Source organism: Streptomyces sp. NPDC047515 (genome assembly GCF_040643055.1).
Lineage (GTDB): Bacteria > Actinomycetota > Actinomycetes > Streptomycetales > Streptomycetaceae > Streptomyces.
Genome location: NZ_JBEYTM010000016.1, coordinates 50,106 through 63,390, shown reverse-complemented (window position 1 = coordinate 63,390; position 13,285 = coordinate 50,106). Strand labels below are relative to the sequence as shown.

Sequence of the window (13,285 nt, the reverse complement as noted above, 5' to 3'; positions counted from 1 at the left end):
TCCGGCGCTTGAGGACCGGGGCCCGGGGCCGGCAGCCCCGAGAAAGGCCCCGCGCCGCAGCGGCCACCCCCTCACGCCCCGTAGAACCGCTCCTCCACCACCGCCCGCGCCCGTCGCGTGATCCGCCGGTAGTCGTCCAACATGTCCCCGACATGTCCCGGCTCGTACCCCAAGTACCGCCCCACCGCGGTGAGTTCACGTGGCCCGGACGGAAACGTGTCGCCCGGCCGCCCCCGTACCAGCATCACCGCGTTGCGGACGCGCGTCGCCAGCACCCACGCCTCGTCCAGCGTCTGCGCGTCCTCGACCGGGATCAGCTCCGCCGCGCACGCCGCGGCCAGCGCCTCGCGGGTGCGTGTCGTCCGCAGCCCCGGTTCCACCCAGCCGTGCTGCATCTGCATCAGCTGGACCGTCCACTCGACGTCGCTCAGCCCGCCGCGCCCCAGCTTGGTGTGGAGCGTCGGGTCCGCGCCGCGCGGCAGCCGCTCGGACTCCATCCGGGCCTTCAGACGGCGGATCTCGCGGATCGCGTCCTCCCCGAGACCCTCCATCGGGTAGCGCAGCGGATCGATCAGCTCGATGAAGCCACGGCCGAGTTCCTCATCGCCCGCCACCGGTTCGGCGCGCAGCAGGGCCTGGCTCTCCCAGACCAGCGACCAGCGCCGGTAGTACGCCTCGTACGAGCGCAGCGTGCGCACCAGCGGCCCGCTCTTGCCCTCCGGCCGCAGATCCGCGTCAATGATCAACGGCGGGTCGGAGGTGGGCAGTTGCAAGAGTCTGCGCACCTCGGCGACCACCGCGTTCGCGGCCCGCGCCGCCTCGTGCTCGTCCACGCCCTCGCGCGGTGAGTGGACGAACAGCACATCGGCGTCGGAGCCGTATCCGAGCTCGTGCCCGCCGAATCGGCCCACGCCGATGACGGCGAACCGTGTGGGCAGGGTGTCCCCCCACTGTTCGCGCACGGCGGCGCGCAGGGCGCCCGCGATCGTGACGGCGTTCAGATCGGTGACGGCGCTGCCGACCCGGTCGACGAGGGCCCCGGGATCCTCCTCGGCGGGGCTCTCCTCCGTACCGTACGAGCCGATGAGGTCCGCGGCCGCGGTCCGGAACAGCTCACGCCGCCGCACCCCGCGCACCACGGCGACGGCGGATTCGGCGCCCTCCGCGCGCCCCACCGCGGCCAGCACCTCCTGTTCCAGGTGCTCCCGGCTGCGCGGCTTCAGTCCCTGCGGATCGCCGAGCAGGGCCACCGCCTCGGGGGCGCGCAGCAACAGGTCGGGGGCGAGCCGGCCGGCCGACAGCACCCGGGCGAGATTCTCGGCGGCGGCGCCCTCGTCCCGCAGCAGCCGCAGGTACCAGGGGGTCTTGCCGAGTGCGTCGGACACCTTGCGAAAGCCCAGCAGTCCGGCGTCCGGGTCGGCGGAGTCCGCGAACCAGCCGAGCAGCACGGGCAGCAGGGTGCGCTGGATGGCGGCCTTGCGGGAGACCCCGGACGACAGTGCCTCCAGATGCCGCAGCGCGGCGGCCGGGTCGGCGTATCCGAGGGCTTCGAGCCGGTGCCCGGCCGCCTCGGCGCTGAGCCGGGTCTCGCCGGGCGCGAGCTGGGCGACGGCATCGAGCAGCGGGCGGTAGAACAGCTTCTCGTGCAGCCGCCGCACCACCGAGGCGTGCCGCTTCCACGCCTGGTTGAGCTCGGTGATCGGGTCCGTACGCATTCCCAGGGAGCGCCCGAGCCGGCGCAGATCCCGCTCGTCCTCCGGGACCAGATGGGTACGGCGCAGCCGGTAGAGCTGGATCCGGTGCTCCATGGCGCGCAGGAAGCGGTACGCGTCGTCCAGTTGCACGGCGTCCACGCGTCCCACGTAGCCGCCCGCGGCGAGTGCCCGCAGCGCCTCCAGGGTGGAGCCGCTGCGCAGCGTGGCGTCACTGCGGCCGTGCACCAACTGGAGGAGCTGTACGGCGAACTCGACGTCCCGCAGCCCGCCGGGGCCGAGCTTGATCTCGCGCTCGACGCGGTCGGCGGGGATGTTGTCGACGACACGCCGGCGCATCTTCTGCACGTCGGCGACGAAGTTCTCGCGGTCCGCGGCCTGCCACACGAGCGGCGAGACGGCCTCGACGTACTCCGCGCCCAGTTCGGGATCGCCGGCCACCGGCCGGGCCTTGAGGAGCGCCTGGAACTCCCAGGTCTTGGCCCAGCGCTGGTAGTACGCGAGATGCGAGGACAGCGTCCGGACGAGGGGCCCGTTGCGGCCCTCGGGGCGGAGGTTGGCGTCGACGGGCCAGATGGTGCCCTCGACGGTCGTGTCGGAGCAGATCCGCATCATGTGCGCGGCCAGCCGGGTGGCGGCCGGCACGGCCGCGCTCTCCTCGACGCCGTCGGCCGGTTCCGCGACGAAGATGACATCGACGTCGGAGACATAGTTCAGCTCGTGCCCACCGCACTTGCCCATCGCGATGACGGCGAGCCGGCACAGGGCGGCGTCGGCGGGTGCGGCCGTTCGGGCGATGGCGAGTGCCGCCCGCAGGGTCGCCGTGGCCAGATCGGCCAGTTCGGCGGCGGCCTCGGCGACGTCCGTCGTACCGCACACGTCGCGGGCCGCTATGGCCAGCAGGCACCGGCGATAGGCGACGCGCAGCGAGTCGGGGTCGTCGGCTCCGGCGAGATCCTGCTCGAATTCGTGCACCCCGGGGTGCAGATCGGTGGCCTCGTAGGTGACGAGCGCGTGCCAGTCGCGGGGGTGGCGGGCCAGATGGTCACCGAGCGCCTCGGACGCCCCCAGCACTCCGAGCAGCCGGTCCCGCAGCGGTTTGGCGGTGACGAGGGTGTCCAGCAGGATCTGCCGCTCGTCCGGCTCCTCAGACTCCACCAGCCGGACGACCCCGCGCAGCGCCAGATCGGGGTCCGCCGTGGCGCCGAGGGCGTCGAGCAGCACCGGATCGGAGCGTACGGACGACAGCACGGGCAGATCGAGGAGGCGCTCGGCGGCGGAGGGGTCGGTGAAACCGTGCCGCAGCAGTCGGGTGAACGTACTGCTCCTGCGTCCCGGCACCGTCGTCATTCCGCGCTCTCCTGCTCGCCGCCCACACCATCCAGCGTTCCGAGCCTAGTCCCGCACCGATGAATTCGGAGCAGATGCGCGGTCCACACTTCGCAGGCAGGATCGCTTCGAGGACCCGACCAGGAGGCCCCCATGTCCGGACTCGAACCCCTCACCGAACTGGACACCCGCTACAGCCACGAGAGTGCGACGGCCCGCCCGTGGCCGGCGGCACAGGAGCTGCTGGCCGACGCGCAGACGTACTGGCTGAGCACGGTCCGGCCGGACGGCCGCCCGCATGTCACCCCGCTGATCGGGGTGTGGTCCCGGGGCGCGCTGTACTTCAGCACGGGCGCGTCGGAACGCAAGGGCAGGAATCTGGCGGCCAACCCGGAAGTGGTACTGACCACCGGTCGGAACACCCTGTCGGAGGGGTTCGACGTGGTGGTCGAGGGCCGGGCCGAGCGGGTGACGGACGAGGACCTGCTGAACCGGCTGGCCGCGGCCTGGGAGTCGAAGTACGGCCCTCGGTGGCACTTCGACGTCCAGGACGGCACGTTCCGGCACGCGGGCCATGTGGCGCTGGTGTTCGAGGTGGCTCCGCGTACGGTCTTCGGCTTCGGCAAGCACCCGTTCAGCCAGACGCGGTGGCGCTTCGGCTGAGCGGCAGGGATGGCCGGGTCGCGATGACGACGGTGGCGTACAGCTCGTCGGAGGTGACCACGCGCGGGATCAGACCACTGCGGGCGACGGTCTCCTCGGCCCGCGCCGCCTGCCGCTCGCTCGTCTCGACCAGCAGATGCCCGCCCGGCGCCAGCCACCGCGGAGCCTCGGCGGCGACCCGCCGCAGGACGTCGAGGCCGTCCGCGCCCCCGTCGAGTGCGACGCGCGGCTCATGGATACGGGCCTCCGGGGGAAGCAGTTCGACATCGTCCGTCGGTACGTACGGCACATTGGCGAGCAGGATCTCCACCCGGCCGCGCAACGAGCCGGGCAGCGGGTCGAAGAGGTCGCCCTCGTAGACCCGGCCCGCGTCACCGACGTTGCGGCGGGCACACCGTACGGCCGCGGGTTCGACATCGGCGGCGTGCAGTTCGATCCGGTCCAGCGTCGCGGCGAGCGCGGCGCCGAGGGCTCCGGAGCCGCAGCACAGGTCGACGACGACCGCCCCCGGCCCGGCGAGGGCGGCGGCCTGCCCCACCAGGAACTCGGTGCGGCGGCGGGGTACGAAGACGCCGGGGTCCACGGCGATCCGCAGACCACCGAACTCGGCCCAGCCGAGGACGTGTTCCAGAGGCAGACCGGCTACCCGCCGTTCGACCATGGCCGCGAGTCCGGCGGGGTCGGCAGCCGTGGAGACGATCAACTTCGCCTCGTCCTCGGCGAATACGCAGCCGGCGGCGCGGAGTGTGGTGACGATGGAGGAAATGGTGAGCGGTGCAGCGGAAACCGACATGAAGCGCAGCCTTTCGGGAAGCCGATGGGCGCTCCGCGGCCGATTATGTCGGGTCGACCACGCGGTCGTGCGGGATGAGCACCCAGCCTGATACAGCGGTAATGGGGCTCACCTCCTTGGTCGTTCCCCGTGTTCGGGATGGGTCACACTACCGCAGCCGCGGCGTCGGACGGTGCCCCTGCCGGAGATGTCCCGAAGGGCGCCGGCACAGCCGATCGCGTCCCGCCGCCGTGGCTTCGGCGTGGGTCCCCTCGCACGGGACGGCGGCCCCGGGCCCGTCGGCGGCGCGCGCGGCGGCGGTCTCGGAGCGGGGGGGCGGCCCGGCGGGCCCGGCCCGGGGCATGGACGGCCACCGCGCACAGATTTGCGCCCTGCGCAATCATCCCTGGCCGGGCGATACTGACCCCATGGAGCGCGCTGTGGGACTGCGGGAACGCAAGAAGGAAGCCACGCGGCAGGCCGTGCACGAGGCGACGTTGCGGCTGACCGTGGAGCACGGCTTCGACCACGTCACGGTGGAGGCCGTCGCGGACGCGGCCGGGATCTCCCGCAGAACGTTCTCCAACTACTTCACGGGCAAGGAGGACGCCCTCCTGTACGGGGAGGAGCAACAGATCAGGGAGCTCGTCCGGACCGTGCGCGAACGGCCCGCCGAGGAGACCGCGTGGGCGGCGCTGCGGGCAGCCATGACACAGTTCGCCGAACGGGTCGCACCGCCGGAGCGCGAGTGGGCCCTGCGGACCAGGCTGGCGATGCGGCACCCCTCGCTGCTCGCCAGGCAACTGGCCAACCACGCGACCCTGGAACGGGACTTGGCCAATGCCGTGGCAGTGCGCCGGGGCCCGGCGGAGAAGGCGGTCCGCCCCCTGGTCCTGGCCACGGCGTTCCTGTCCTCGCTGCGGATCGCCATGCACCTGTGGATCGAGGAGGACCTGGCCCGCGAACCCTCCGCGGTGATCGACGAGATCCTGGACGAGATGGCCTGCCGGTTCGACTGAGCGGGAAGCGGCACGGGACCGGATTCCGCGACGCGGTGCCGCACGAAGAGGAAGAGGGCGGGAGCGTCGCCGGTCGTCACACGAGCGACTGGGGCCGGAAGCACACCGCCTCCGGCCCGAACCCTTGCGCCACTGCATCGACGCAATGCGGCCGACCGGCGCCTACAGCACCGGCAGCAGTGCCTTCAGCTCGAAGGCCGTGACCTCGGAGCGGTACTCCTCCCACTCCTGCTTCTTGTTGCGGAGGAAGAAGTCGAAGACGTGCTCGCCGAGCGTCTCGGCGACCAGCTCGCTCTTCTCCATCAGTGAGATCGCCTCGCCCAGGTTCTGCGGCAGGGGCTCGATGCCCATCGCGCGGCGCTCCGCGTCGGACAGTGCCCACACGTCGTCGTCGGCGCCGGCCGGGAGTTCGTAGCCCTCCTCTATGCCCTTGAGGCCCGCGGCGAGCAGCACCGCGTACGTCAGGTAGGGGTTGGCGCCGGAGTCGATGGAGCGGACCTCGACGCGGGCGGAGCCGGTCTTGCCGGGCTTGTACATGGGGACGCGGATGAGCGCGGAGCGGTTGTTGTGGCCCCAGCAGATGTACGAGGGGGCCTCGCCGCCGGCGCCCGCGGCGCGGGAGGAGCCGCCCCAGATGCGCTTGTAGGAGTTGACCCACTGGTTCGTCACGGCGGAGATCTCCGCGGCGTGGGTGAGCAGGCCGGCGATGAAGGAGCGGCCGACCTTGGACAGCTGGTACTCGGCGCCCGACTCGTAGAAGGCGTTGCGGTCGCCCTCGAAGAGGGAGAGGTGGGTGTGCATGCCGGATCCGGGGTACTCGGAGAACGGCTTCGGCATGAACGTCGCCTGTACGCCCTGCTCCAGCGCGACCTGCTTCATCACCAGGCGGAAGGTCATGATGTTGTCGGCGGTGGAGAGCGCGTCCGCGTACCGCAGGTCGATCTCCTGCTGGCCGGGGGCGCCCTCGTGGTGGCTGAACTCGACCGAGATGCCCATGGATTCGAGCATGGTGATCGCCTGGCGGCGAAAGTCCATGCCGACGTTCTGCGGGGTGTGGTCGAAGTAGCCGGAGCTGTCGGCGGGGGTGGGGCGGCTGCCGTCCACCGGCTTGTTCTTCAGCAGGAAGAACTCGATCTCCGGGTGGGTGTAGAAGGTGAAGCCCAGGTCGGAGGTCTTGGCGAGGATGCGCTTGAGGACGTAGCGGGGGTCGGCGAAGGACGGCGAGCCGTCGGGCATCAGGATGTCGCAGAACATCCGGGCCGTGCCGGGGGCCTCCGCGCGCCACGGCAGGATCTGGAACGTGCCCGGGTCCGGCTTGGCGATCATGTCGGACTCGTACACCCGGGCGAAGCCCTCGATGGCCGAGCCGTCGAAGCCGATGCCCTCGTCAAACGCCTGTTCCAGTTCGGCGGGGGCCACGGCAACGGATTTGAGGTAGCCGAGGACATCGGTGAACCACAGCCGTACGAAGCGGATGTCGCGCTCCTCAAGCGTTCTGAGGACGAATTCCTGCTGCTTGTCCATAGCCACATCCTTGCAGTTCAGACGGTCCTTGCACCACCACCCGGGGTAGGGGAGGAGCTCCAGTGTCACGACCCGGGATTTCACCCAGATTACGCACACGGAGTGAGATGGAGCACCCGGCCACCCACTACGATCGGCGCCCATGGTGCGCACGGGGCGCAGCGGCTTCGCGACTGCCCGGTGCACGCCGGTTCTCCCGACCGATTCCCGTCTTCCCCGCCCCTTCGCAGAAGGACCCGACGCCATGAGCTTCGACCGCAGGACCCATATGGAGCAGACGCGCAACGCCGACCGCGCCCGCGAGCGCCGCAATCGTGTCCTGGCCATAAGCCTGAGCGTCCTCGTCGTCGTGGGGCTGGTCGGCTTCGGCTCGTACATGGTGCTGGACAAGTCCGAGGCGTCGGAGAAGAAGCAGGATGTCCGGGCCGATGACGCCAAGGCGCCCGCGACGGAGCAGCAGAAGCCGGCCGACGGGCCGATCGAGGGCCTGAAGACGTGGGACGCCAAGAAGCTGACTCGCAACCACGTCACGACGCCCGTCACGTACCCGATGAAGCCGCCGGTCGGCGGTGACCACAACCCCGTGTGGATGAACTGCGACGGTGAGGTCTACAAGAAGGCGATCCCCGACGTGAACGCCGTGCACTCGCTGGAGCACGGCTCGGTGTGGGTGACGTACACCGACGAGGCCTCCGATGCCGATGTGGCGAAGCTCGCCGAGCGGGTCGGCCGGACGCCGTACTCGCTGATGAGCCCGTACAAGGACCAGGCCGGGACGATCATGCTGAGTGCCTGGGGCAATCAGGTGACGGTGGACGGTGCCGACGACCCGCGGGTCGGCCAGTTCTTCGCCGCGTTCGTGCAGGGGCCGCAAACCCCCGAGCCCGGCGCGGCGTGCACGGGCGGGCTGGGGGCCCGGTGACCGCTGCACGGCGTGGCCGTCGCGTCGAGTGGGTGGCAGGCTCCGTCGTCGGGCTCGCGCTTTTGTTCGCGGGGGTGGCGACGGTCGCGTCCGCGCGGGACGACGGTGCGGACCAGGTCGCCGCCCCCGCCCCGCGCACGCCCGCGGTGGACTCGGCGGACGCCGGTTTCGCCCGCGACATGGCCGTCCACCACCAGCAGGCCGTGGAGATGTCCTTCATCGTGCGTGACCGCACGCATGACGAGGAGGTGCGCCGCCTCGCGTACGACATCGCCAATACACAAGCCAATCAGCGGGGCATGCTGCTCGGCTGGCTGGACCTGTGGGAGCTGCCGAAGGCGGCCGCCGGGCAGGAGCCGATGGCCTGGATGGCGGCCGGCGGGCACGAGGGACAACCCACGCACGGCATGGACGGCATGGACGGCATGGCGGGGATGGCGGGCAAGGGGACCGGGTACCGCGCGCACGACGGCTCCCTCATGCCCGGCATGGCCACCAGGACCGAGCTGGACCGGCTCCGGAGGGCGAGCGGCAGGAACGCCGAGGTCCTGTATCTCCAGCTGATGACCGACCACCACAAGGGCGGCATCGACATGGCTCGCGGCTGCGCCCGGCTGTGCACGGTGAAGGTGGAGAAGCGTCTGGCCCAGGGGATGGCCGACGCCCAGCAGTCCGAGCTGGACACGATGGCGCGGATGCTGGCGGCGCGAGGGGCCGGGCCCCGGTCCTGAAAGATTCCCTCCGAGCCGCAGATGCACCCGAACGGGTGATAGCGGTCGCGTGCCCCGAACGGGCCCATGACGATGGGTTCGCTCGGGGTTGTACAGCATGCCCGACGGCACGCAGGAGGAATCCCTCATGACCACCGCCAAGGACATCATGCACACCGGGGCCACATGGATCCCCGCGCACGAGACACTCGACCGCGCCGCACAGCTGATGCGCGACCACAAGGTGGGCGCGCTGCCCATCTCGGCCAAGGGCGAGGAGGGCCGGATGATCGGCATCCTCACGGACCGCGACATCGTGGTCGGCTGTGTGGCGATGGGACACGATCCGTCGAAGATGACCGCGGGCGACCTCGCCCACGGCACCCCCCGCTGGATCGATGCGGACGCGGGTGTGGAGAAGGTTCTGGACGAGATGCAGACGCATCGGATCCGTCGGCTTCCGGTGGTCGAGAACAAGAAGCTGATCGGCATGATCAGCGAGGCCGATCTGGCGCAGCACCTGTCCGAGGAGCAGATCGCCGCCTGGGTGGAGAAGGTCTACGCCCGCGGCTGACGGCTCCGCGAACGCACCGCCCAATGGCCCGGTACCCCTCGCGCACGAGGGGTACCGGGTCGCTCTGCCGTGCACCTCACCGGGCCCCTCAGCGCTGAGGAGATACGTTTCCCCACCGCACTGGTACGTCTCCCCGCGCGGTGCATACCCAGCAGGGGTAGGGTGCTCGACATGACACTGAGTGGATGTGCGACATACGGACAGTTGTTCCCGTCCGTCGTGCTGCCCATCGAGGTCCCCCACCTCGTCGGGGGCGGTGCGGCGCGGGTGTCGCCGGTTCCCGGGCCGGACGCCCGGCCGGGCCGGACGCGTCGTGCACCGTTGTCGGTGCTGCGGATGTTGTCGGTGCTGCGGATACGGAAGGGGTGCCGCCCCTCCCCCAGCAGACCGTCCACCGACAACACCCCGAGGTGCTCTCCGTCATGCGCACTCCACCCACCCGGCGCGCCGTGCTCGGCGCCGCTGTCGCCACCGCCGGTACGACGGTCCTGGCCGCTTGCTCCGGCGCATCCGAGACGGGCCGCAGTGGCACGAAGGCCGGCGGCGCCAACGCCGACGGCACGACCCGCGGCGGCGTGAATCACGGGACCTCCCCCCGGGAGGGGTCCCGCGGCGAGTACGTCTCCCCCGACGGGGAGGAGGTCGCCGCGGCCGAGGCGAAGCGGCCGTCCGGTCCCCTGCGGAAGATCAATCTCACCGCCACCCCGTCCCGTCTCGATCTGGGTGGCGGGCTCGTCGTCGGCTCCTGGGCCTACGAAGCCCGGCTGCCCGGCCCGGAACTCCGGTTCAAGGTGGGCGACAACGTGGCACTCACCTTCGCCAACCACCTTCCGGCCGCGACCACCCTGCACTGGCACGGCCTCAACGTGCGCAACGACATGGACGGCGTCCCCGACCTGACCCAGAAGGCGATCAAGCCGGGCGCGGAATTCGCGTACCACTTCAAAGTGCCGCACCCGGGGACGTACTGGTTCCATCCGCACACGGGCGTCCAGCAGGACCGCGGGCTGTACGCGCCACTGATCGTCGACGATCCGAAGGAGCCCCTCAAGTACGACAAGGAGTGGGTCGTCGTCCTCGACGACTGGGTCGACGGGGTGGACGGCTCCACGCCCGACTCGGTGCTCGACGAGCTCAGCCGGGGCAGGGGCGGCATGGACCACAGCGGCTCGGACCAGGGCGACATGGACCACGGCGACATGGACCAGCAAGGCGACATGGACGACAAGGGCGACGCGGGGGACCGCGGACACGGCGGGTCCCCCAAGTCCGCCAAGCTCCGCTCCGGCCCCTCGCGGATCATGACGGACTCCTTCAGCAGACTGCTCGACAGCCACGGAGGCAATGTCGCCTACCCGTACTACCTGATCAACGGCCGCGTCGCGAAGTCCCCCTCCTCCTTCTCCGCCAAACCCGGCGACCGCATCCGGCTGCGCATCATCAACGCGGGCGGCGACACCGCCTTCCGCGTGGCGCTCGGCGGTCACCGGATGACGATCACCCACACCGACGGCTACCCGGTCCGGCACACCACGACGGACGCCCTGCTGCTGGGCATGGGCGAGCGGTACGACGTGCTGGTCACCGCCGGGGACGGAGTGTTCCCGCTGACCGCGCTCGCCGAGGGCAAGAGGGCGTCGGCGCTGGCCCTGCTCCGTACCGGAAAGGGCACGGCCCCCGCCGCCTCCGTACGGCCGAAGGAACTGGACGGAAAGCTGGTCGAGGCGGGCGAACTGTCGCCGGACGGATCCGTGGCACTGTCCGTCCGCGAGCCCGACCGGACCATCCGGTTCAAGCTGACCGGCAACATGAAGGCGTTCGACTGGGCTTTCGACCGCGAGCCGTACAACCCCCGCCGACGCCATCCGGTCATGGCGGGCGAGCGGGTCAGGCTGGAGTTCTACAACGTCACATCGATGTGGCACCCCATCCATCTGCACGGGCACTCGTTCGGCGTGGTGGGAACGGCGGGGCCGCAGCACCGGGCCTCCCACCGGCGCGCGGCCGCGTGGGCGCGCAAGGACACCGCGATCGTCCGCCCGCACAACTCACTGGCCGTGGAGTTCGACGCGGACAACCCGGGCCTGTGGATGCTCCACTGCCACAACATCTACCACTCGGACGTGGGCATGATGACGGTCCTCGGCTACCGCCGCTGACCCGCTCCCGGTGGGCCGCCCCGCGAGCGCGCGGCCCGCCAGGACATCGCGTCAGTCAGACGATTACACTGGTGCGCGTGCCTCAACTACGCCTCGCACTGAATCAGATCGACTCGACCGTCGGTGATCTCTCCGGCAACGCCGAGGCGATCGTCCACTGGACCCGGCACTCCGCCGAGCAGGGCGCCCATCTGGTGGCGTTCCCCGAGATGATGCTGACCGGCTACCCCGTCGAGGACCTGGCCCTGCGGTCGTCCTTCGTCGAGGCCTCGCGTCAGGCCCTGCGCGCGCTCGCCGCCCGCCTCGACGCGGAGGGCTTCGGGGAGCTGCCGGTCGTGGTCGGTTACCTCGACCGTTCCGAAACGGCCCAGCCGCGCTACGGCCAGCCGGCCGGCGCCCCGCAGAACGCCGCGGCGGTGCTGCACCGCGGGCAGCTCGCGCTGACCTTCGCCAAGCACCACCTGCCGAACTACGGCGTCTTCGACGAGTTCCGGTACTTCGTGCCGGGCGACTCGATGCCGGTGGTGCGGGTCCATGGTGTCGATGTGGCGCTCGCGATCTGCGAGGACCTCTGGCAGGACGGCGGCCGGGTGCCGGCCGCACGGGCCGCCGGCGCCGGGCTGCTGCTGTCGATCAACGCCTCGCCGTACGAGCGGGACAAGGACGACACCCGGCTGGACCTGGTCCGCAAGCGGGCCCAGGAGGCCGGCTGCACCACGGCGTATCTGGCGATGATCGGCGGCCAGGACGAGCTGGTCTTCGACGGTGACTCGATCGTCGTCGACCGCGACGGCGAAGTGATCGCCCGCGCCCCGCAGTTCGCCGAGGGCAGCGTGGTGCTCGATCTGGACCTGCCGGCCGCCGAGGCCGAGGCGCCGTCGGGTGTCGTGAACGACGGGCTGCGGATCGATCGCGTGGTGCTCTCCGAGGACCCCCTGGCCGCTTACGAGCCGGAACTGGCCGGCGGATACGCGGAGCGGCTCGACGACGACGAGGAGCTGTACTCCGCGCTGGTCGTGGGCCTGCGCGCGTACGCCGCCAAGAACGGCTTCAGCAGTGTGCTGATCGGGCTCTCCGGCGGGATCGACTCGGCGCTGGTCGCGGCCATCGCCTGCGATGCGCTGGGCGCGCAGAACGTGTACGGCATCTCGATGCCGTCGAAGTACTCCTCGGACCACTCCAAGGGCGACGCGGCCGAGCTGGCCCGCCGTACCGGGCTGAACTTCCGCACCGTACCGATCGAGCCGATGTTCGACGCGTACATGGGCTCGCTGGGGCTCACCGGCCTCGCCGAGGAGAACCTGCAGTCCCGGCTGCGCGGCACGATGCTGATGGCCGTCTCCAACCAGGAGGGCCAGATCGTCCTGGCCCCGGGCAACAAGTCCGAACTGGCGGTCGGCTACTCGACGCTGTACGGCGACTCGGTCGGGGCGTACGGCCCGATCAAGGACGTCTACAAGACGTCGATCTTCCGCCTCGCGAAGTGGCGCAACCGCGCCGCCGAGGAGCGCGGGCAGACCCCGCCGATCCCGGAGGCGTCCATCACCAAGCCGCCCAGCGCCGAACTGCGGCCGGGCCAGGTCGACACGGACTCGCTGCCCGACTACGACGTACTGGACCGGATCCTGGAGCTGTACGTCGACCGGGACCAGGGGCTGGACGAGATCGTCGCGGCCGGGTTCGACGAGGCCCTGGTGACGAAGACGCTGAGGATGGTGGACACGGCGGAGTACAAGCGGCGGCAGTACCCGCCGGGCACGAAGATCTCCCCGAAGGGCTTCGGCAAGGACCGGCGGCTGCCGATCACGAACCGGTGGCGCGAGTCGGGCTGAGCCATGAGGTACCGGGGCCGTCCGGTGGCCGTCCTGTCCTCGGCCGCCGGACGGCCCGAGCCGGGCTCC

Annotated in this window: 10 protein-coding genes; 7 read left to right on the top strand and 3 right to left on the bottom strand. The window is 70.9% G+C overall.

Features of this window, described 5'->3' with window-relative positions; translation table 11 throughout:
* Positions 1–71 precede the first annotated feature (71 nt).
* A complete protein-coding gene (locus ABZ826_RS16170; protein WP_361447604.1) occupies positions 72–3,062 on the bottom strand; it encodes a bifunctional [glutamine synthetase] adenylyltransferase/[glutamine synthetase]-adenylyl-L-tyrosine phosphorylase in 2,991 nt (996 codons plus the stop codon).
* Positions 3,063–3,194: 132 nt separating this feature from the next.
* Between ABZ826_RS16170 and ABZ826_RS16165 the strand changes: the two genes are divergently transcribed.
* Positions 3,195–3,704, top strand: a complete 510-nt coding sequence (locus ABZ826_RS16165) for a pyridoxamine 5'-phosphate oxidase family protein (protein WP_361447602.1) — start codon at positions 3,195–3,197, stop codon at positions 3,702–3,704.
* On the opposite strand, the gene ABZ826_RS16160 is transcribed toward ABZ826_RS16165, so the two are convergent.
* On the bottom strand, positions 3,676–4,497 hold the full coding sequence (locus ABZ826_RS16160) for a putative protein N(5)-glutamine methyltransferase (protein WP_361447599.1): 822 nt from the start codon (positions 4,495–4,497) through the stop codon (positions 3,676–3,678). The genes ABZ826_RS16165 and ABZ826_RS16160 overlap by 29 nt on opposite strands.
* Positions 4,498–4,904: 407 nt before the next feature.
* Here ABZ826_RS16160 and ABZ826_RS16155 point away from each other — a divergent pair, with 407 nt between their 5' ends.
* Positions 4,905–5,495 carry a TetR family transcriptional regulator gene (locus tag ABZ826_RS16155; RefSeq protein ID WP_361447597.1) on the top strand — a complete coding sequence of 197 codons (591 nt, stop codon included), beginning with the start codon at positions 4,905–4,907 and terminating at the stop codon, positions 5,493–5,495.
* A 162-nt stretch (positions 5,496–5,657) separates the two neighbouring features.
* Here the strand turns inward: ABZ826_RS16155 and glnA are convergent, their stop codons facing one another.
* Entirely contained in the window at positions 5,658–7,019 is a 1,362-nt protein-coding gene (glnA, locus tag ABZ826_RS16150; RefSeq protein ID WP_361447595.1) for a type I glutamate--ammonia ligase, read from the bottom strand.
* Positions 7,020–7,263: 244 nt separating this feature from the next.
* On the opposite strand from glnA, the gene ABZ826_RS16145 reads away from it, so the two are divergent.
* The 5 genes from ABZ826_RS16145 (at position 7,264) to ABZ826_RS16125 (ending at position 13,216) form a co-directional block, all read left to right on the top strand.
* Positions 7,264–7,941, top strand: a complete 678-nt coding sequence (locus ABZ826_RS16145; RefSeq protein ID WP_361447593.1) for a DUF3105 domain-containing protein — start codon at positions 7,264–7,266, stop codon at positions 7,939–7,941.
* Between the two features lie 32 nt (positions 7,942–7,973).
* Positions 7,974–8,672: a DUF305 domain-containing protein gene (locus ABZ826_RS16140; protein ID WP_361447591.1), complete on the top strand. Its 699-nt coding sequence runs from the start codon at positions 7,974–7,976 to the stop codon at positions 8,670–8,672.
* A gap of 127 nt (positions 8,673–8,799) precedes the next feature.
* Positions 8,800–9,225, top strand: coding sequence for a CBS domain-containing protein (locus tag ABZ826_RS16135; RefSeq protein ID WP_361447589.1), 426 nt, complete (start codon positions 8,800–8,802; stop codon positions 9,223–9,225).
* Between the two features lie 422 nt (positions 9,226–9,647).
* On the top strand, positions 9,648–11,384 hold the full coding sequence (locus ABZ826_RS16130) for a multicopper oxidase family protein (RefSeq protein WP_361447587.1): 1,737 nt from the start codon (positions 9,648–9,650) through the stop codon (positions 11,382–11,384).
* Between the two features lie 77 nt (positions 11,385–11,461).
* Positions 11,462–13,216 (top strand): NAD+ synthase, encoded by a 1,755-nt coding sequence (locus ABZ826_RS16125; protein WP_361447585.1) that lies wholly within the window; start codon positions 11,462–11,464, stop codon positions 13,214–13,216.
* Positions 13,217–13,285 lie beyond the last annotated feature (69 nt).